At 68.2% G+C, this 18,259-nt stretch carries 16 protein-coding genes; 6 read left to right on the forward strand and 10 right to left on the reverse strand.

Going from position 1 to position 18,259, the window contains the following annotated elements; genetic code table 11:
- Positions 1-124: 124 nt before the first annotated feature.
- Together MMB92_RS01555 and MMB92_RS01560 are read right to left on the reverse strand one after the other, a co-directional pair.
- A complete protein-coding gene (locus tag MMB92_RS01555) occupies positions 125-1,594 on the reverse strand; it encodes an efflux RND transporter periplasmic adaptor subunit (protein ID WP_077020895.1) in 1,470 nt (489 codons plus the stop codon).
- A gap of 26 nt (positions 1,595-1,620) precedes the next feature.
- On the reverse strand, positions 1,621-2,931 hold the full coding sequence (locus tag MMB92_RS01560; protein WP_062885336.1) for a TolC family protein: 1,311 nt from the start codon (positions 2,929-2,931) through the stop codon (positions 1,621-1,623).
- Positions 2,932-3,232: 301 nt separating this feature from the next.
- Between MMB92_RS01560 and MMB92_RS01565 the strand changes: the two genes are divergently transcribed.
- Together MMB92_RS01565 and MMB92_RS01570 are read left to right on the forward strand one after the other, a co-directional pair.
- Positions 3,233-3,949, forward strand: coding sequence for a M35 family metallo-endopeptidase (locus tag MMB92_RS01565; RefSeq protein WP_226245097.1), 717 nt, complete (start codon positions 3,233-3,235; stop codon positions 3,947-3,949).
- Between the two features lie 15 nt (positions 3,950-3,964).
- Complete coding sequence (locus MMB92_RS01570) at positions 3,965-4,414, forward strand: OmpA family protein (RefSeq protein ID WP_012493149.1); 450 nt, start codon at positions 3,965-3,967, stop codon at positions 4,412-4,414.
- 163 nt (positions 4,415-4,577) lie between these two features.
- Here the strand turns inward: MMB92_RS01570 and MMB92_RS01575 are convergent, their stop codons facing one another.
- The 6 genes from MMB92_RS01575 to MMB92_RS01600 form a co-directional block, all read right to left on the reverse strand.
- Positions 4,578-5,768, reverse strand: coding sequence for a phosphotransferase (locus MMB92_RS01575; protein ID WP_205670671.1), 1,191 nt, complete (start codon positions 5,766-5,768; stop codon positions 4,578-4,580).
- 36 nt (positions 5,769-5,804) lie between these two features.
- Positions 5,805-6,437 (reverse strand): nicotinamide riboside transporter PnuC, encoded by a 633-nt coding sequence (gene pnuC, locus MMB92_RS01580; RefSeq protein WP_006496092.1) that lies wholly within the window; start codon positions 6,435-6,437, stop codon positions 5,805-5,807.
- 59 nt (positions 6,438-6,496) lie between these two features.
- A complete protein-coding gene (locus tag MMB92_RS01585) occupies positions 6,497-8,728 on the reverse strand; it encodes a TonB-dependent siderophore receptor (RefSeq protein ID WP_060212705.1) in 2,232 nt (743 codons plus the stop codon).
- Positions 8,729-9,340: 612 nt separating this feature from the next.
- The gene (locus MMB92_RS01590) at positions 9,341-9,544 is read right to left on the reverse strand and encodes a DUF2970 domain-containing protein (protein ID WP_006486164.1); all 204 of its coding nucleotides are present in this window, start codon (positions 9,542-9,544) and stop codon (positions 9,341-9,343) included.
- 120 nt (positions 9,545-9,664) lie between these two features.
- A complete protein-coding gene (locus MMB92_RS01595; RefSeq protein ID WP_205670670.1) occupies positions 9,665-11,728 on the reverse strand; it encodes a pyridoxamine 5'-phosphate oxidase family protein in 2,064 nt (687 codons plus the stop codon).
- Positions 11,729-11,762: 34 nt separating this feature from the next.
- Positions 11,763-12,407 carry a glutathione S-transferase gene (locus tag MMB92_RS01600; protein ID WP_006496096.1) on the reverse strand — a complete coding sequence of 215 codons (645 nt, stop codon included), beginning with the start codon at positions 12,405-12,407 and terminating at the stop codon, positions 11,763-11,765.
- Positions 12,408-12,533: 126 nt separating this feature from the next.
- Between MMB92_RS01600 and MMB92_RS01605 the strand changes: the two genes are divergently transcribed.
- The gene (locus tag MMB92_RS01605) at positions 12,534-13,487 is read left to right on the forward strand and encodes a LysR family transcriptional regulator (RefSeq protein ID WP_006486155.1); all 954 of its coding nucleotides are present in this window, start codon (positions 12,534-12,536) and stop codon (positions 13,485-13,487) included.
- A gap of 15 nt (positions 13,488-13,502) precedes the next feature.
- Here the strand turns inward: MMB92_RS01605 and MMB92_RS01610 are convergent, their stop codons facing one another.
- Together MMB92_RS01610 and MMB92_RS01615 are read right to left on the reverse strand one after the other, a co-directional pair.
- On the reverse strand, positions 13,503-13,988 hold the full coding sequence (locus tag MMB92_RS01610) for a hypothetical protein (RefSeq protein ID WP_006496097.1): 486 nt from the start codon (positions 13,986-13,988) through the stop codon (positions 13,503-13,505).
- Between the two features lie 45 nt (positions 13,989-14,033).
- Positions 14,034-14,687 carry a TetR/AcrR family transcriptional regulator gene (locus MMB92_RS01615; RefSeq protein WP_034178474.1) on the reverse strand — a complete coding sequence of 218 codons (654 nt, stop codon included), beginning with the start codon at positions 14,685-14,687 and terminating at the stop codon, positions 14,034-14,036.
- 88 nt (positions 14,688-14,775) lie between these two features.
- Between MMB92_RS01615 and MMB92_RS01620 the strand changes: the two genes are divergently transcribed.
- From MMB92_RS01620 to MMB92_RS01630, 3 genes are read left to right on the forward strand one after another with little or no spacing between them, the layout of a single operon-like run.
- Entirely contained in the window at positions 14,776-15,678 is a 903-nt protein-coding gene (locus MMB92_RS01620; RefSeq protein WP_006496098.1) for an SDR family NAD(P)-dependent oxidoreductase, read from the forward strand.
- Positions 15,675-17,258 carry an NAD(P)/FAD-dependent oxidoreductase gene (locus MMB92_RS01625; protein ID WP_058902784.1) on the forward strand — a complete coding sequence of 528 codons (1,584 nt, stop codon included), beginning with the start codon at positions 15,675-15,677 and terminating at the stop codon, positions 17,256-17,258. Before MMB92_RS01620 ends, MMB92_RS01625 begins: the two co-directional genes overlap by 4 nt.
- 7 nt (positions 17,259-17,265) lie before the next feature.
- Positions 17,266-18,249 (forward strand): alpha/beta hydrolase, encoded by a 984-nt coding sequence (locus tag MMB92_RS01630; protein WP_006486152.1) that lies wholly within the window; start codon positions 17,266-17,268, stop codon positions 18,247-18,249.
- Positions 18,250-18,259 lie beyond the last annotated feature (10 nt).

The following is an 18,259-nucleotide window of genomic DNA, read 5'->3' on the forward strand; positions in this document are numbered from 1 at the left end:
GGATTCCTTGAAACGAGGCACGGTCGCCCGTACCGGGCGGGCCGCGCGGCCCGTCACCCGGCGGACCGGAAAGCGGGCCGCATAGCGGGCCGCCAGTCGCGCCACGACGCACGCGTATTGCTGCTCATTCATGTTCCGCGCTCCCCTTGCCGAGTTCCGCCTTCAGCACGAAGCTGTTCGATGCCGCGTATTCCTGGCCGGGCTTGAGCCCCTTCAGCACTTCGGTCGCGCGTTCGTCGCGCCGCCCTGTTTCGACGGCCTGCGCGACGAAGCCCTTCGGCGAGCGCACGAATACCGACGGCGCGCCGTCGACGTCCTGCAGCGCGTCGCTCGCGACCGCGAGCGGCACACCCTGCTTGCCCGCGTCGACCGACACGTTCACGAACATCCCCGGCCGCCACACGCGGTCGGGGTTCGGCAGCACGACGCGTGCCGGCGCGGTGCGCGTCTGCTCGCCGAGCAGCGAACCCACGTACGCGATCGGGCCGCTCGAGCGCGATTCGAACGCGGTCGCGATCACCGTTGCGTCGCGACCGACGCGCACGTCGTTGAGCCGCTGCGCGGGCACCGCCATCTCGGCCCATACGGTCGACAGATCGGAAATCACGAACATGCTCGCGTCCGCGGCAATCGCCTCGCCAGGCGTCGCATGCTTCTCGACGATCGTGCCCGCGAACGGCGCGCGCAGTTCATACCGGTTCAGCGCGCCCGCGCCGACCGGTGCATTCAGCGCGGCGAGCTTCTGCCGCGCGTTCTGCACGGCGATCTCGGCCTCGCGCAACTGCACCTGCGCCTGCTGATAGTCCTGCTCGGCCGAAATGCGTTCCTGCCACAGCGTGCGTTCGCGCTCGTAGGTTGCGCGCGCCCCCGACAGCCGGCGCTCGGCCGTCAGCAACTCGCTGCGGCGGTCGGCCAGATCGGTGCTCGCGATCACCGCGAGCACCTGCCCCTTCGCGACGTTCTGCCCGAGCGATACCGATACCTGCTCGACGATGCCGGCCACGCGCGGCACCACGTGCGCGGTGCGATCCTCGTTGAACCTGATTTCGCCGGGAAGCTGGAACGGCGTCGCGATCTGCGCGGGGCCGGCTTTCGCGAGCGCGATCTTCGACGTCGCCAGTTGCGCGTCGGTCAGCGCGATCGCGCCGTCGGCGCGCGCGAACGGGAACGACGCGGCGTCGTTGCCGGCCTTCACGTCGATCGTCGCATCGAACACGTGCGGCTTCGCGATCGACTGCGCGGACACGAACTTCGGGCCGGCCGCGTCGAACCGCAACGGTTCGTGCGTGCGGTCGTAGCGCACCAGCGTGCCGGACACGGTCACGCCCTTGTCCACCGGCTTGCCGTCGACGAACGGATAGACGACAAGCCGCGCGTCGCCGGGCTTTTCCGTCATCACGATCTCGACGGACAGCTTGCCGCGCTTGAGTACGACACCGCCGCGCGCGCCGGCGCCGGCGGCCGGCTGCGCGACTTCGGCGGCGGTCGGCGCCGATGCGCCGCCGCCGCCCCGCGTGACGGCGAGCGCGCCGATCACGATCCCTGCGCCGCCGAGCACGGCCGCCGCAATAACGAAGATTCTGCTGCGTGACATGATGATCCTTCAGGTAGGAGGGGCGCTTATCGCGCGACGGCCGCGAGCGGCGTGCCGACGAGGCGGCCGATATCGGCGCGGGCCGCATGGGCGCCGGCGAGCGCGCGCACGTATTGCGACTGCCCCTGGAACAGCGTGCGCTGGGCGTCGAGCACGTCGAGGAAGCTGAACTTCCCGAGTTCGTAGCCGCGCGACATCGCATCGAGCGCGAGGCGCGCGGCCGGCAGGATGTCGGACTTCAGCCGCTGCGCTTCCTGCTCGGCCGCCTCGAAATTCGCGTATGCCTGCGTCAACTCCAGCCGCAGGCGGGTGCGTTCGCGATCGAGATCGGCATTCGCGCGCTCGGCCTTGTGCGTCGCCTCGAGCAGCGCGCCCTTGTTCGTGTTGAACAGCGGAATCGGGATCGACACGCCGACCACCGCCTGGTTGTCCGGCACGCCGCCAGTGGTCACGCGCTTCACGCCGGCGCTGACCGTCACGTCCGGAATGCGCCGCGCGCGTTCGAGCGATATGGCCGCGTTCGAGCGCAGCATCTCGGCGCGCGCGACCCGCGCGAGCGGCGCATCGTCGAGTTGCGCGGTCAGCGCGGACAACGGCTCGACCGGCGGCACGGTTTCCAGGTCGCCGAGCACCGCGAGCCGGTCGTTGCGCGCCTCGCCCATCACCGCGTTCAGCTTCTCGCGCGCGACCTCGACACGGCCGCGCGCGGTCACGACTTCGATCTGCACGCCGGCCGCCGCGACCTGCGCCTTGGTCGCCTCGACCGGCGACACCTTGCCGGCCTGCGCGCGGCGCCCCGCGAGGTCCGCCGAACGCGCGGCGATCGCGGCCGACTCCTCGGTCACCTGAAGCTGGCGCTGGGCGGCGAGCAGCCCGTAGAACGCGGCGATCACGTCGGCGCGCACGGCGGCGCCCTGGTCATCGAGCGACGCGCTGGCCGCCTCCCGGCCGTATGACGCGACGTCGAGCCGCGCGCGGCGCTTGCCGCCCAGCTCGATGGTCTGGTTGATCAATGCGGTGGACGTGCGTTCGGCGCGGCTGAAACCTTCCTGTAGGAACGACACTTCGGGGTTCGGCCGCGCGCCGGCCTGCATCAGCGCGCCGGCCGATGCATCGACATCCGCGCGCGCGCCGCGCAGCGCCGGATTGTTCCGGGCCGCGACCGCGAGCGCGTCGGACAACGTCAACGACGACGCAGGAAGCGCATCGGACGGCGGTGCGCCGATCGGCGCGGCGGCGGCGGCAGCCGGGGCCGGCCCCGGCGACAGCGATGGCTGCGCATGAGCCGTCGCGGCCATCGCGAAAACGATGGCCACGGCGAGGTAGGGCTTGAGCATGTTCGGTTCTGCGGTAACGGTTTGCGACCGATGCTACGGACCAGCCGCAGTGCGAACATGAGGCGAAGATGATATTTCCGTCATGTTTGGTGCGATGTACTCGCCGAATCGACGTGCATATTTGCTCGGACGGTCACGGCAGCAAAAAAATATCTTTCGAAATTTAGAATTAGTTCTATAGACGTATTCGCTCGAAAAGATGACTGTTCAAGGCCCCGGCAACACGAACAAAACCATGCTGTTCTATGACCTCAAGGTCGTGCTACCCGCTTGAAAACCTACGAATCGAGACTTTGAATCAATGAAAAACCTCTTCGATCACAACAAGTACGACTTTGACGCTAACGAAGACAAAGAATGGTTTCTCGGTCACTCCGGAGCCGTCACCAACACAAACCCGGGATCGATGGTTGACGTTTACATCAACACAACACCCATCTGCCCCAACATGACCAATCGACAATTTAGAATTACGGCATCGCGACTACTTAAATGGTCCATAATTCTGGTTGAACGCAGGATCACCGATCTGAAGCGATATGACAAAACAACCAAGGACAGAATGATCTATTGGTTCAATCGATGCGATGAAAATACACGACAATACCTTCTCGACGGCTTCTCACGACATCTCTCCATTCTCAAAACGCTAACACCACACCATTTCGTTCGAAGTGATCCGAATCTCGATAGAATATTAGGTTGTGTTCCGAACATGGTCGATATCGACAATGAAGCCGCTCACGTTTGCGGGCCCAACACGGAACGCAGGCTTATCAGTATTGCGATGAAGTTTTGTACCGGCTTACGCGATCAGAATATGTTCGGAGATTCTCGCCTATCCACGGTCATTCACGAAGTCACTCACTTCGTCGATACCTTCGGTAGCGGCGACCCTCGTTACGGGCTCGATCCCACGGCGGCCGCATGGGCAAGGGCCAATCCCGACCAGGCATTGAGGAACGCGGATACACTCACAGGATTCGTGATTTACGGCGAAAAATTATTTGCAGAGTAAGGAGCCGAATTCATCATGAGAATTTTTATTGCGTCACTAATCGCAACTATCGCAACGCCGTTCCTTTTCCCGGCAAGCTCTGCGGCGGAATGTCAGGAGTCACAAAATCTGCCATCACGGCAATTTTTCGTAGCCTTCCCCCACAACAGCCACGAGATCTCAGAATCCGAGCAAATACGAATTGGACAATGGATTTCAGCAATGAACTCCGATTATCCAATACAAAACTGGATCACTATAATTGGGAGCGCTTCCAAGATTGAGGCCAATCCGGTACGACTTGCAACGAAACGGGCTTCCGCGACGGCGAAAGTCGTCATAGACGATGGTCTGACAAACGCACCGCTTCAGATAAAAACGCAAATTTACCCCGCCAGCAGTACAGCCGGATCGACGTCGGAAACACGTGAAGTCACCATTCAAGTGAGCCCCGGCTGCCTTGACAACTGCTGTACCGGCCATTGACATGAAGTCGGCTCATTCACTGCCCCCGCGCTCGCGTTGACCCGTGTACCTCCAACGCTCGCGTGCAACGGTCCATCGAACCCATCCGGACGAGCGTTTGATGTTCGATTCGAGCGATATGTCAATCAGCGAACCCGGGAAGCTATCCGTGCACTCTCGAGAATCAAACGCGCCCTTGCTTCCCCCGCCGTCGCCGCACAAGCCAGTCGAGCAGTTGCCGCCCGTCGCGTTCGCCGAACCAGCGCGCGTGCCCGATCAGGTAGCCGTCGTACGCGATGTCGACGATCGCCGGCGCGTCGATGATGCAGCCGAAATACGCGACTTCCGACAGCGCGAACTCCGTATGCACGATCGGCAACAACGCGACCAGCGCCGCATACGCGTCGTCGTTTAGCGGTTCGAGCGATTCGTAGCCGTCGAGCAGCGCGTCGATCTGGTCGTATTCGACGCGCCGCGCATCGGCCGGCGCTATCCAGTCGACCGTATTGCGCTCGATCGCGAGCGCGAGGTCCATCACCGCGCAGGTGCGGTCCGACAGGCCGAAATCGAGCACGGTCCGCACCTGCGCGCCCGGCCCCGCATCGGTCCACAGCAGGTTCGACGCATGCCAGTCGCCGTGCGTCCACAGCGGCGGCAACGCGGGCAGCAGCGGCACGAGGCGCGCGTGATACGGGCCAATCGCATCGGCCACGTCACCACGCCAGTCGCGCGCGCCCAGCGCGCGCACCAGCAGCGGCTGCGCATCGACCCAGCGTTCGAGCGCGCCCGCCAGGTCGGTGGACGATAGCACGCGAAAACTCGACAGCAGCGTGCGCACGGGCCGTGCGGGCGCATCGTAGCCGGCCGACGCGCGATGCAGTTCGGCCAGCGCGCGGCCGGCCGCGTACGCATGCGAAGGATGCGTGAACGGCTGCCACGACATCACGCCGCGATACGGATCGACGCCGGGCGCGAGAACATGCACCTCGTATGTCCATTCGCCGGACGCGAACGCGGTCGCACCATTGCGATCGGCCAGCACGTCCACCACCGGCATCCCGCGCTCGCGCAGATGCGCGATGAAGCGATGCTCTTCCTCCAGCCCCGCGACATCGCGCAGGCTCGCGTGATGACGCTTGACGAACAACCCGCGCCCGTCCGCCATCCGCACCAGCACCGCTGCCGCGAACTGCCGCGGGCTGTGCCACGTCAGCCGTACCGGCTCGCCCGCGCCGTCGATCCGCGCGAGCACGGCCGCCACCTCGTCGTGCGTCATCAGCGGCCAGTCGCGTTCGGCCTGCTCGCCGTCCACGCCGAATTGCGGCGGTGCGACGTCACGCGACAGGGGGCCGTCCGGCTCGAGGGGGAATGACATGACCGACGTTGCTCCGTAGTTGAATCCGTGCGTGAATCAGCGGGCGCCGCCGCCCGATGCGCGCGGGCCGCCCGCGGCTGCCCGCAATGCGGCGGCCGTGCGGCTCCAGTCGCGCCAGCCGACCACCGCCAGCCCGATGAACAGCGCATAGAGTCCGGCCGTCAGATACAGCTCCTTGAACATGAACATCCCGACGTAGACGACGTTCACGACGATCCACAGCCCCCACGACGCGATGTAGCGCCGCGCGGTCCAGTATTGCGCGACGAGGCTGAACGCGGTCAGCGACGCATCGACGAACGGCAGCGCCGCATCGGTCCAGCGCGCCATCATCCCGCCGAGCAACGCGCTGCCGATGACCGCCGCGACCAGGTCGGGCAGCATCCTGAGCGGCCGTACGCCGGTGACGGGCGCGACATCGCCGGCTGGCGCCGCCTCGCCGTCGGCCTCGCTCGCGCGCTGCGCGAGCCAGCGCTGCCAGCCGTACACCTGCAGCACCGCGAACGCACCCTGCAGCAACATGTCCGAGTACAGCTTCGCGTCGAAGAAGATCCAGCCGTACAGCGCGACCGACGCGAGGCCGACCGGCCAGCACAGCATGCGCCGCTTCGCGGTCAGCCAGATCGCGAGCGCGCTGACGATCACGCCGGCGATTTCGAGTGGGGACATCGTCTGTGCTCTCCTGGTGGGCTGCCGGGGCCGCGCGTCACGCGGCCGATGTCGGTCGGTCAGAAATCATAGGTCAACGATACGCGCGCGGTGCGCGGCGCACCCGGGAACAGGTACGCATCGCCCTGCTGCTCGCCTGCGTCGCGCCAGTAGAACTTGTTGAACAGATTGTCCACCGACACGCGCAACACCGTGCGATGGCCGCCGATCTTCGTCGTATAACGCGCGCCGAGATTGAACACGAACCACGACGGCACGCGCGCGGTGCCTTCCTCGTTCGCGTTGCGCGCCGCGCTGTATTCCACGCCGCCGAGCACGTTCAGGCCCGCGACGCCCGGCACCGCGTAGTCCGCATACAGCGACGCGCGCAGCGCGGGCACGTTGATGATCTGGTGCCCTTCGTAGGCGGGCGAGCCCGAATCGACCGCGCGGGCGCGAATCGCCGCGACGCTGGCCGTCAGCCCCAAGCGCTCGGTCACGCGCCCGGCCGCGCCGAGTTCGATCCCCTGGTGCCGCTGCGTGCCGCGCTGCACGAACGTGTAGGACGTGCCCGACGCGTCGGGGTCGGCGAACTGGAACGGCTTGCTGATCGAGAACACGGCGGCCGTGAGGCTGAGCCGGTCGAGCCAGTCGTATTTCGCGCCGACCTCGAACTGGTGCGATTCGACGGGCGGCAGGAACGCATACGCGTTGGTCGCGCGCACCGGCGCCTGATCGCCGAGCGACAGCGCCTTGCTGTACGACGCATACAGCGACAGCACGTTCACCGGCTTGTAGACGAGCGCGACCTGCGGCAGGAACACCGACCGGTCGGTATGCGTCGTCTCGCCGTCGAGGCTGCTCCAGCTGCGCTGCCGCAGCAGCACTTCCTTGCCGCCCGCGAGCACCTGCCAGTGTTCGCCGATGCTGATGCGATCGAGCCCGAACACGCCGTACTGCCACGCGTCGAGGCGCGGGTACGACGGCCCGGGCGAATTCGGCGACGGCGAAAAGGTCAGGTCGGGCCCGTAGACGTTCTCGCTGCCGACGTAGTCGTACACGGCGTCGGCCATGTGCACGACGCGGCGCTGCACGCTCACGCCGAGCGTCAGCTCGTGCCGCAGCGGCCCCGTCGCGAACTTGCCGGTCGTGACCGCGCGCAGATCGTCGTTGCGCCGGTATTCGCCGGGGCTGCGGAAGTCGTACACGTCGTAGTCGCCGTTCGCGCCGAAGAAGAACGGCGACGTCGCGCCGGCCGCGCAGCTTGCCGCATACGAACAGCCGTACGCGAACGCGCTGTTGTCGTCGATCATCGTGCGGCTGCGGCCCGCGGCGATATAGGCCTTCCAGTCGTCGTTGAACTGGTAGTCGAAACGCGCATTCAGGTTCAGCGCATCGGTCGTCACCGGCTTCGCCCACGGCTGCGTGCCGAGCGCCTTCGACGTCGTCTTGACCGACGGCACGACGGTGCCGCCGAGCAACTGGTAACCGGGCGCGGAACGCTGGATCCATTGCTGGAATTCGGCATTGAGCTGCAGGCTCGCGCGCGGGCTGATGTCCCAGTCGGCGGCGATCGAGCCGAACGTGCGTCGCCCGTTCGTGCCGTCGATATAGGAGTGCATGTTCTCCTTCGCCGCATTGATCCGGAACCCGAACTGATGGTCGGGGCCGAAGCGCCGGCCGAGATCGACGGCCGCCGACGTCGAGCCGCGGCTGTCGACGCCGCCCGTCACGCTCGCCACGTTCGCGGAGCGCTTGGTCACGAAGTTGATCACGCCGCCCGGCGCGACGACGCCGCTGTCGATGCCCGCGAGGCCCTTCAGGATCTCGACGCGCTCCTTGTTCTCGAGCGGCACGTTCTGCTCGCCGGACACCGTCAGCCCGTCGATCCGGATCGCGCTCGCGAGATCGACCGGAAAACCGCGGATCGCGAAGCCTTCGAAATAGCCGACCGGCGCATAGTCGTTGACCACCGACGCATCGTTGCGTACGACGTCGCTCAGACGCTTTGCCTGCTGGTCGTCGATCAGCGCGCGCGTGATCACGTTCACCGACGCCGGCGTGTCGCGCAGCGGCGCGTCGTCGAGCCCCGCGACCGACGCTTCGCGCGCGCGCAGCGGGTGGCCGCGCTCGCCGCTCACCGTGATCGCGGGCAGCGTCGCGTTGCCCGCCGCGTCGGCGCCCGGCGCGGGCGTGTCGCCCTGGGCCGCGGCCGCCTGCGCCGCGAAAAGCGTGACGCCGAGACCGACACCGAGCCCGACCTTCGCGCGCCGCCGCCGTGCGGGCGCCGCTGTTGTTCTATTCACCGTCATTGTTCTGGATGGAAACTCGCCACTCGATCTGTCGAAACCCGTTACGAAGCTGCGAAGCGTGCGCCCGCGAATGCCGCCGGACACGTGCGTCGACACGATATTCATCAGACGAACCGGACCTTGCGGCACGCAGGCGGGCCGACCGGTCGGAACAACGCAGGATGGGACATCGGATTCGGATGACGCGCCGGGAACCGACGCAGCGGCCGACGGGTTCGTCGGATGCCTGTCGGCCGGCCGGCTGCCTCGCGCGGTCGTGTCATGCGGGGGACGCTTCGAACGCCCCGGTGCGGGCGGCGGGCACTCACGCCGGCCGTTCATCGGAACGGCGGCCTGCCCGGCGCGCGACATCGCGGCGTGGCGCGCATTTTACCCCGGGCGCGGCGAAGGGCCGCGGAATCGGGCGGAACGGGAAACGGGGAAGGCGGGAACAGGGACAGGCGGTTCGGGCGGTGCGACGACGGTGGCGATGTGGTCGCGATGTGGACGCGATGTGGCCGCGATGCCGGTGGTGCCGTACCGGCCACTGACATCGGCGCGATCGTGCGCCGATCAGGCGACCTCGAACCGGAGCGGCAATGGCGGCGCGCTACCGGCTCACCGGCCGCTCGCTCAGAAACCCTGCATCGTCACGGTCGGATCAACGACCAGATGCACGACGCCGTAAATCACCGCGCCGACCAGCAGCGCAAGCAGGATCGCCACGAACGGCAGCAGCGTGAAGTTGGCGTTCGCGAGGTCGGTCGCGTGCGCCTTGCTGTTGCGCACGCCGAAGAAACTCCACAGGACCAGGCGGACCATGCCGAGCAGTTTCATGATGGGCTCCTTTATCGAATCGGTTGACGCTATCGTCGATCCGGACGGCATCCGAAAAAAGAAGCAGTTGCGCGCGCTTTTTGCGCAGCAGGCCCTCCGCGGCCGCATGTCGCAGGTGCGTCAGCAATCCAGCACGAGCGGCGCCGTCGCGCCTTGCGCGGGCCGCGCGACGCACAGCAGCGCGCAGCCCGGTTCGACCGGCGCATCGGGCGTTTGCGCGTAGTCGATCGCGCCGGACAGCACGCGCGTCGCGCACGTGCCGCACGAACCCGAGCGGCATTCGGCCGGCACGGCCACGCGCTGCCCTTCCGCGAATTCGAGCAGCGTGCCGTCGGCGGGCGTCCATGCAGCTTCGCGCCCCGTGCGCCGGAACACGACCGGCACGCTTGCCGCCGCGGGCGCGGCAGCCTCGCGGGTCGCACTGCGCGACACGCTCGACGGCCCGAACGCCTCGAAGCGGATGCGTTCGTCCGGCACGTTCAGCGCGCGCAGCCCGTCGTACAGGTCGCGCATGAACGCCGACGGCCCGCACAAGTAGAAGTCGTAGTCGTCGAACGACAACAGCCGCTTCAGTTTCCCGATGTCGATCCGGCCGCCCCGCGCGGCCGAGCCTTCGTGAGGATGACTGTCGAACCAGTGAAGCGACACGCGTGCATCGGCGGCCGCGCTGCGCGCCAGTTCCGCCGCGAACGGCCGGTCGGCCGCTTCGCGTGCGCCATGCACGAACACGACGCGGCGCGACGGCGTGCCATCGGCCAGTGCCCGGCGCAGCATCGCGACCATCGGCGTGATGCCGATGCCGGCCGACACGAGCACGGCCGGCCGCGGACTCGCGACATCGAACGTGAAGCGGCCGCGCGGCATCTGCGCGTCGAGCGTCATGCCGGCCTGTGCGTGATCGTGCAGCCATGCCGATACGCGCCCTTCGCGCTTCACGGTGATCCGGTAATGCGCGCCGCCCGGCGCATCGGACAGCGTGTAGCTGCGAATCGCTGGCGCGTCGCTGTCCGGCAGCGGGATGCGCAACGTCAGATGCTGGCCGGCTTCGTACGCAGGCAATGCGCCGCCGTCCGCCGGCTCGAAATGAAACGACCGGATCGCACGCGCTTCGTCGACGATCTTCGCGATCCGCAGCGACCGCCATGCGGGCGCCGATGCCGGCGCGGCCGCGGACGGCACCTCCCCGGCCGTTGCCGCCGCCCCGCTCGACGCCATCGCCATCGCCGCGAACTGCGGCGCGCGCTCGACCGCCGACCACCGGAACGGCAGCACCGCCCGCATGCGCCGCACTTCCCGCACATGAAAGCGCACCACGCGCTGCGCGCCGTCGAACGACGCGACGACGGGCCCGTCCCACACGATCTCCGCGTGCGCGGCGACATACAGCAGATCGCCGCTGTCGAAATCGACGAACAGCAACCCCGCGCGCGGATCGTGCTGCAGGTTGCCGAGCGTGTTGAAGAACCGGTTGCCGCTGAAATCGGGCGTCGTCAGCGTGCGCGCGTCGTCGACGCGCACGAAGCCCGGCATCCCGCCGCGATGCGACACGTCCGCGCCACGCGCCGCGCCCGCCCCCGCGGACGTGTTCGCGCTCGCGACGAAGAACGTATCGGCCTGCGCGAGCAGCGCGCGATCCGCGTCGCCCAGCGCATCCGACACGTCCGGCGCGACGGACGCGTCGACGTCCCGCGCGACGAAGATCGGCTTGCGGCCCTGGATGTACTTCGCGCAATTGCCGAAGCTCTGCTCGACCGCGATCGTCAGCGCATCGCCGTCGACCGCGCGCACGACGCCGTTCACGCGATTGCGGCGGCGTGTATCGAATTCGATCCCGAGCCCGCCGAGCGGCGCGCCAACGTGCCACGCGTCGGCCAGCGGATCGCCCGGCAGCGCACGCGCCGCGATGCGCAGCGTGCGTGGGTCCGGCGACGTGACGAACCCCGGCGCGCCGGCTCGCAGCGTCGCCCACGGCTGGCCGTGCGCATCGACGCCGCCGAGCACGAAGAACGGCAGTTGCGCGAAAAACGTCCGGTGCTGGTCCGGCATGAAGCGCCGGATCCCGCGCCGGCCGGCCGCGCTCGCCGCGTCCGTCACGCCTGCGCGCTGCTGCACGGCAAGCTCGCCCGCATGAAACGGCGCGGTATCGAGTTCCCAACCCGGGACGACGGCGGTCGGCGCATTCATCGCATTCTCCTGAACAGGCGCGGTGGCAGAGGCGTCAGGCGGCAAGCAGGCCCGCGCGGGTCGTCGGCATCGCGACGAAGCCCGGCAACGCCTCGATTCGGGCGAGCCATGCGCGCACGTGCGGATACGGTTCGAGCGACACACCGCCTTCCGGTGCGTGCGCGATGTACGTGTACGCGGCAATGTCCGCGATCGTCGGTTGCGCGCCGGCCGCGAACGGCTTGCCGGCCAGTTCGCGATCGATCACGTCGAGCACCTTTGCGGCCGTGCGCTTGGCCGCTTCCGGGTCGAGCGGCGCGCCGAACACGGTCACGAGCCGCGCGGCAGCCGGACCCGACGCGATCGGGCCGGCCGCGTACGACAGCCAGCGCTGCACGACGGCCGCGCCGACCGGGTCGTCCGGCAGCCAGTGCGCATCGCCGTAGCGCTTCGCGAGGTACACGAGGATCGCGTTCGAATCGGCGATCACGGTGCCGCCGTCGTCGATCACCGGCACCTGCCCGAGCGGATTCAATGCGAGAAACGCCGGTTCGCGCTGCGCGCCGGCCGCCAGATCGACGTCGATGGTCTTCGACGGCAACCCGAGCAGCGACAGGAACAACCGGACGCGGTGCGCGTGGCCGGACAACAGGAACGAATAGACACGGATCGGCGAGGCAGGCTTGCTGGCGGCAGACATGGAAACACTCCGGAATCTCGCGCCGCCGGGGATCGGCGACGAACGGCTCCAGCGTAGCGCTCGCCGTTCGTCGCCAGAAGACGGATAATCGCGGAAACATTATCCGTTTCCATAGGACAATCGACGATGGCCGATCTGCGCGACGTGAACCTGAACCGGCTGGCGATCTTCGTCGCGGTGGTCGAGGCCGGCTCGCTGACGGCCGCGGCCGAGCGGCTCGGCCTCGCGAAGACGGTCGTCAGCACGCACATGCAGCGCCTCGAATCCGAGGTCGGCGCGAACCTGCTGGTGCGCACGACGCGGCGGCTGAGCGTGACCGATGCCGGACGCGTGTTCTACGACGCGTGCCGCGACATCGTGCGTGCCACCGAAGCCGCGCTCGACGCGGTGTCGTCCGACGCCGGGCCACTGCGCGGCACGCTGCGCGTGAGCGTGCCGATCGACTACGGCGCGCTGGTCGTCGCGCCGGCCGTCGTCGCGCTGCGCGACCGGCATCCGGGGCTCGATGTCGAACTGGTCGCGAACGACCGCGTGATCGATCTCGTCGCGGACAACCTCGACGTCGCGGTCCGCATCGGGCGGCTTGCCGATTCCAACTATCGCGCGGTGCAGCTCGGCACCTACGAGAAATGGCTGGTCGCGAGCCCGGCGTTCGTCGCGCGGCACGGACTGCCGCGCGACCCCGATGCGCTCGCCGCGCTGCCCTTCGTGATGTTGTCGTCGCTGCCGCGCCCGCATACGCTCGACCTCGACGATGCGCGCGGCGGCCACGCATCGGTGCGCTGCGTCGCGCCGGTCGTGTCGAACACCGCGACCGCGTGCCGCGCGATCGTGCTCGCGGGCGGCGGCTTCGGGCTGCTGACGGATTTCTCGACCGCGGACGACGTCGCCGCCGGCCGGCTCGTGCGGCTGTTGCCGGGCTGGCGTACGGCGCCGGCCGGGATTCACGCGGTGTATCCGTCGACGCGGCTGCCTTCGCCGAAGGTGCGAGCGTTCATCGATGCGATGAAGGCGAGGCTCGGGGAGACGCCTGCAACGCCGCGCGCACGCCCCGGTCGGCCGAAACGCGCGAACGGCTGACCGGTCGCTCGCCCGTCACATGAACTTCACGTAGCACGCCTTTTTTTCGACTTCTTCGCGCTTGAATCCCTTTTCGCTCATGCAGGCAGTAAATTCGTCGGGGAACGGGTTCAGATTGAAGATCCGGTCCTGGATATTGGCGGGGATGCCCTGGTCCAGCTGGGCTTGCGCTTCCGCACAGGTCGCCTTCGCGAGCGACAGCCTGACGGGCTCGCCGCTGATGCGGTTGCGGATTTTTTCATACGCCCCGTCCTTGCAGGCCGATACCGCGTCCTTGAGGTGCTGCGTATAGAGGGCGTCGCGACAGACATCGCCTGTCCGGTCCGCATCCCTGAACAGCGCCCCGACCGTTTGCGATTTCCACTCGGTTTCATAGCGCGTGGTCTCGCTAAACGGCCAGCAGCCGCAGCCCGTCAGCATCAGGACGGAAACGGCCATCCCCGCCGACGTCACGCGGCGCCCCCATCGGTTGCGTGCCTGCATGATTTCCTTGTTATTCATCGACCACCATTGATGTGCGCGGCGAACGGCCCCGTCCCCGCGAATCTACGCCGCCTGCAACGTCCCCAGCAGCACCTTCCTGCAACTGGAGATCATCTGCGCCTCCGGATCGCGATAGTCGGTCAGCAGCCACGCCGCGCCGACGTTCGTCATCGCGCCCACCAGCGCGAGCCCGATCAGCCGCTGCTCGGTGCGCTCCGCCGGCGTCACGGCCTCGCGCGGCGCGCCGATCGCCATGATCAGCTTGCCGAAGTCGATCAGCATGCGCTGATACGTCATGTCGGTATCCGCGCTCACGCCCATCACCTCGAGCAGCAGCACGCGCGCCGCGCACGGGTCGCGCAGAAACGCGAAGAACGCGGCGAGCCCCGCGTCGACGCGCTCGCGCAGTTCGCCGCCGCGCGCGGCGACCGCCTGCGCGACCGCGTCATGCAGTTGCTGCGCGTGATGCAGGTAGGTGCAGCGCAACAGATCCTCGGTGCTGTCGAACGCCGCATAGAAGTAGCGATCGTTCAGCTTCGCTTCCTGGCAGATCGACCGCACGGTCGCCTTGCGAAAACCCACCGTGCCGAACACGCGCGTCGCCGCGCGAATCAACGCGTCGCGCCGCTCGGCGGCCCGTACCTCGGGCGCCACGCCGCCGTACGACCGGCCCCTTTTTTCCGTTTCGAGTGCTTTCTCCATTCCGCTATTTGACATCAGGACACCCGAAAACTAAAGTGGTGACACACAACACCACAATAGACGCGCCGCCGGTGCAGCGCAAGCGGAACGGGAGGAACGACGGATGAAGGGATTTTCCGGCAAGGTTGCCGCGATCACGGGCGCCGGTTCGGGCATGGGCCGCAGCCTCGCGGTCGAACTGGCGCGGCGCGGCTGCGCGGTCGCGCTCGCCGACGTCAGCGAAACGGGGCTCGCCGGCACGGCGGCCCTCTGCGCGCAGCACGGCGTGCGTGTGAGCAAGCGCCGGCTCGACGTCGCCGATCGCGACGCGGTGTTCGCGTGGGCCGATTTCGTTCGCGCCGAGCACGGCAAGGTCAACCTGATCTTCAACAACGCGGGCGTGTCGCTCGCCGCCAGCGCCGAAACCGCGCGTCTCGCCGATCTCGAATGGATCGTCGGCATCAATTTTTGGGGCGTCGTGCACGGCACGCAGGCGTTCCTGCCGCATCTGCGCGCGTCGGGCGACGGCCACGTCGTCAACACGTCGAGCCTGTTCGGGCTCGTCGCGATGCCGACGCAAAGCGCGTACAACGCAACCAAGTTCGCGGTGCGCGGCTTCACCGAGGCGCTGCGGATGGAACTCGAACTCGACGGCGCGCCGGTGAGCGCGACCTGCGTGCATCCGGGCGGCGTCGCGACGGGCATCGTCGACGCGAGCCGCGTCGATACCAGCATCCACGCGCTGACGGGCCAGGACGAAGCGACCCATCGCCGCCAGGCGAACCGCCTGATCAATGCGACGACGGCCGACGAGGCCGCGCGGCAGATCCTCGCGGGCGTCGAGCGCAATGCGCGCCGCGTGCTGGTCGGCGCCGACGCGCGCCGGCTCGACCGGATCGCGCGCCTGCTCGGCGCCGGTTACCAGTGGCTGGTGCTGCGCCACGTGCGCCGCGCACGCGCACGCAATCTAGAACGCGCGCCCGCTCCGGCCGCGCGCCCGATCACGCCGACCAAGGACCCCGCATGACCTCGACGACGACCGACCGGCGCGATGCGCCGCCCGCCCCCGGCGCCCGCCGCGACAGCGGCGACAACCGCGACCTCGACGTGCTGATCGTCGGCGCCGGCCTGTCCGGCATCGGCGCCGCGTATCACCTGAAGCAGCGCTGCCCGCATGCGAGCGTGGCGATCGTCGAGGCGCGCGACGCGATCGGCGGCACCTGGGACCTGTTCCGCTATCCGGGCATTCGTTCGGATTCCGACATGTTCACGCTCGGCTACAGCTTCCGCCCGTGGCACAGCGACAAGGCGATCTCCGACGGACAGACGATCCTCGACTACATCCGCGACACCGCGCGCACCTACGGCATCGACAAGACGATCCGCTACGGCCAGAAGGTCGTCGCGGCCGACTGGGATTCGAACCGGGCGCGCTGGACGGTACGCATCGAGCGCACGCAGGACGGCGCGACCGACACGCTCGTCTACACCTGCCGCTTCCTGTTCATGTGCAGCGGCTACTACGACTACGACGCCGGCTACCTGCCCGACTGGGCCGGCATGGACACGTTCGAGGGCAAGCTCGTGCATCCGCAGCACTGGCCGAAGGATCTGTCGTACGCGAACCGGCGCGTGGTCGTGATCGGCAGCGGCGCGACGGCCGTCACGCTCGTGCCGTCGATGGCGGCCGACGCGCAGCACGTGACGATGCTGCAGCGCTCGCCGACCTACATCGTGTCGCTGCCCGCGCGCGACAAGATCGCGAACGCGCTGCGCCGCGTGCTGCCGTCGCGGCTCGCGCACCGGCTCGTACGCGTGAAGAACGTCCTGCTGACGATGTACCTGTACAACGTGTCGCGCCGCAAGCCCGACCGGACGAAGCAATTCATCATCCGCGCGGCCAGCAGGCAGCTCGGCCCCGACTTCGACGTCGCGAAGCACCTGACGCCGCGCTACATGCCGTGGGACCAGCGCGTGTGCCTCGTGCCGAATGGCGACCTGTTCAAGGCGATCCGCGCGGGCCGCGCATCGATCGTCACCGACGAGATCGAGCGCTTCACGCCGACCGGCCTCCAGCTGAAGAGCGGCCAGCAGCTCGACGCGGACGTGATCGTCACCGCGACCGGGCTGAAGGTGAAGATGCTCGGCGGTGCGCGCGTGACGGTCGACGGCCGCGTGGTCGACTTGCCGGAGACGGTGTCGTACAAGGGCATGATGTACAGCGACGTGCCGAACCTCGCGTCGTCGTTCGGTTACACGAATGCGTCGTGGACGCTGAAGGCCGAGCTGATCGCGCGCTACGTGTGCCGGCTGCTCAACCACATGCGCGCGAACGGGTACGACACGTGCGTGCCGCGGCTCGGCGCGGGCGATCTCGGCGACGTGCCGGCCGTCAACCTGAGCTCGGGCTACATCCAGCGCGCGGCCGGCATCCTGCCGAAGCAGGGGCACCGCAAGCCATGGAAATTCCACCAGAACTACGTGCTCGATCTCGCGTCGCTGAAGTTCAGCGCGCTCGCCGATTCCGCGATGCATTTCGAGCGCCGCGCCACGACCGGCCCGGCGGCCACCGCGCCGGCCGCCGAACCCGCACTCGAAACCCGCTGAGGCCGACATGACTCCTACGCTCCATCTGATCCAGAACGTGCTGCTCGGCGTCGTCGCGGTGCTCGCCGCGCTCGCGCTGTTTTCCGCTTACGTGGCCCGGCGCGTGACCCGCGCGTTTCCGCCCGAAGGCCGCTTCGTCGACATCGGCGGCGACCGCATCCACTACGTCGAATACGGCAACGGCCCGCCGATCGTGTTCGTCCACGGGCTCGCGGGGCAATGGCGCAATTTCGCGTACCTGCCGCTCACGCGGCTCGCCCAGCAGCATCGCGTGATCCTGCTCGATCGCCCGGGCGCCGGCCGGTCGCTGCGCGGCGCGGCGTCGCAGGCGAACGTGTTCGCGCAGGCCCGTACGGTCGCCGCGTTCATCGACGCGCTGAAGCTCGACAAGCCCGTGCTGGTCGGTCACTCGCTCGGCGGCGCGATCGCGCTCGCGGTCGGCCTCAACCATGCGGACCGCGTGAGCCGGCTCGCGCTGATCGCGCCGCTGTCGCACGAGCAGACCGAGCCGCCCGCGCCGTTCAAGCCGCTGATGCTGCCGTCGCCGCTCGTGCGCCGTTTCGTGTCGTGGACCTTCGCGATCCCGCTGACGATCCTGACGGGCCGCCAGGCCGTGCGCCAGGTGTTCGCGCCGGAAGACGTGCCGCGCGACTTCCCGGTCAAGGGCGGCGGCCTGCTCGGGATGCGCCCGCACGTGTTCTACGCGACGGCGACGGACCTGCTGTCGGCGCCCGTCGACCTGCCCGCGATGGAGCGTCGCTATCCGGAACTCGCGCTGCCGGTCGACGTGCTGTACGGCCGCGCCGATCCGATCCTGAACTGGCGCGAGCACGGCGACGCGCTCGCGAAGAAATCGGCGCGCGTGCGGCTGAAGGTCGTCGAGGGCGGCCACATGCTGCCGGTCACGATTCCCGACGCGACGGCCGACTGGCTGCTCGAAGTCGCCGCCGCGCCGGCCGACACGGCCACGCAGACGGTACGCATCGCGTAGATCGCGGCAG

Origin of the sequence: Burkholderia sp. IO2 (assembly GCF_029522185.1) — a bacterium.
In the GTDB taxonomy this organism is placed as follows: domain Bacteria; phylum Pseudomonadota; class Gammaproteobacteria; order Burkholderiales; family Burkholderiaceae; genus Burkholderia; species Burkholderia cenocepacia.

Bases quoted from the DNA above. Each gene is read 5' to 3' on its own strand.
- MMB92_RS01630 (WP_006486152.1), top strand. From the start codon at position 17,266: ATGACTCCTACGCTCCATCTGATCCAGAACGTGCTGCTCGGCGTCGTC.
- MMB92_RS01560 (WP_062885336.1), bottom strand. From the start codon at position 2,931: ATGCTCAAGCCCTACCTCGCCGTGGCCATCGTTTTCGCGATGGCCGCG.
- MMB92_RS01585 (WP_060212705.1), bottom strand. From the start codon at position 8,728: ATGACGGTGAATAGAACAACAGCGGCGCCCGCACGGCGGCGGCGCGCG.
- MMB92_RS01575 (WP_205670671.1), bottom strand. From the start codon at position 5,768: ATGTCATTCCCCCTCGAGCCGGACGGCCCCCTGTCGCGTGACGTCGCA.
- MMB92_RS01610 (WP_006496097.1), bottom strand. From the start codon at position 13,988: ATGAATAACAAGGAAATCATGCAGGCACGCAACCGATGGGGGCGCCGC.
- MMB92_RS01605 (WP_006486155.1), top strand. From the start codon at position 12,534: ATGGCCGATCTGCGCGACGTGAACCTGAACCGGCTGGCGATCTTCGTC.
- MMB92_RS01590 (WP_006486164.1), bottom strand. From the start codon at position 9,544: ATGAAACTGCTCGGCATGGTCCGCCTGGTCCTGTGGAGTTTCTTCGGC.
- MMB92_RS01625 (WP_058902784.1), top strand. From the start codon at position 15,675: ATGACCTCGACGACGACCGACCGGCGCGATGCGCCGCCCGCCCCCGGC.
- MMB92_RS01600 (WP_006496096.1), bottom strand. From the start codon at position 12,407: ATGTCTGCCGCCAGCAAGCCTGCCTCGCCGATCCGTGTCTATTCGTTC.
- pnuC (WP_006496092.1), bottom strand. From the start codon at position 6,437: ATGTCCCCACTCGAAATCGCCGGCGTGATCGTCAGCGCGCTCGCGATC.
- MMB92_RS01620 (WP_006496098.1), top strand. From the start codon at position 14,776: ATGAAGGGATTTTCCGGCAAGGTTGCCGCGATCACGGGCGCCGGTTCG.
- MMB92_RS01595 (WP_205670670.1), bottom strand. From the start codon at position 11,728: ATGAATGCGCCGACCGCCGTCGTCCCGGGTTGGGAACTCGATACCGCG.
- MMB92_RS01570 (WP_012493149.1), top strand. From the start codon at position 3,965: ATGAGAATTTTTATTGCGTCACTAATCGCAACTATCGCAACGCCGTTC.
- MMB92_RS01565 (WP_226245097.1), top strand. From the start codon at position 3,233: ATGAAAAACCTCTTCGATCACAACAAGTACGACTTTGACGCTAACGAA.
- MMB92_RS01555 (WP_077020895.1), bottom strand. From the start codon at position 1,594: ATGTCACGCAGCAGAATCTTCGTTATTGCGGCGGCCGTGCTCGGCGGC.
- MMB92_RS01615 (WP_034178474.1), bottom strand. From the start codon at position 14,687: ATGTCAAATAGCGGAATGGAGAAAGCACTCGAAACGGAAAAAAGGGGC.